Annotated in this window: 1 protein-coding gene; it reads left to right on the top strand. The window is 66.3% G+C overall.

Features of this window, described 5'->3' with window-relative positions; translation table 11 throughout:
* Window positions 1-605, top strand: a 605-nt coding sequence (locus AC0L3D_RS36885; protein WP_473647557.1) for an RNA polymerase subunit sigma-70, incomplete at both ends; no start/stop codon positions are given.

A 605-nucleotide genomic window follows, 5' to 3' on the forward strand; every position in this document is an offset into this window, starting at 1 on the left:
ACAGTTCACGGCTGCCCATCGCCGGGAGCTCAAGCTCCATTGCTATCGCATGATGGGCTCGCTGCACGAGGCGGACGACCTTGTCCAGGACACGCTTCTGCGCGCCTGGCGCGCAAGATCGGAGTTCGATGGGCGGGGTTCGGTTCGCGGTTGGCTCTACACGATCGCGACCAACTCTTGCCTCAACGCGCTCAAGGCCAGGTCGAGGGCGAATCGCATTCTCCAGCAGCCCGAACGGCCGGCTTCCCACGGGATGGCCACAGGCGGCCCTGCAGCCGAGGTCACCTGGTTGGAGCCTTACCCGGACGCAGAGCTACCGGGCCGCGCTGATGGTGAGCCGGGTCCGGAAGCGCGCTACGAGACCCGCGAAGCCGTCCAACTCGCTTTCGTCGCCGCGATCCAGGATCTGCCGCCCAGGCAGCGCGCCGCTCTACTGCTTTCCGACGTGCTGGGCTGGTCGGCTGTCGAAACGGCGGGATTGCTGGGCGGGTCGACGGTTTCGATCAACAGCGCATTGCAGCGGGCCCGCATAACCCTTGCGGCGCGATATCCCCAAGGACGTCCCATCCATCGATCGAAGCCCAACCCCGACGAAGGCCTGCTGC

It is taken from the genome of Mesorhizobium sp. WSM4837, assembly GCF_055811435.1.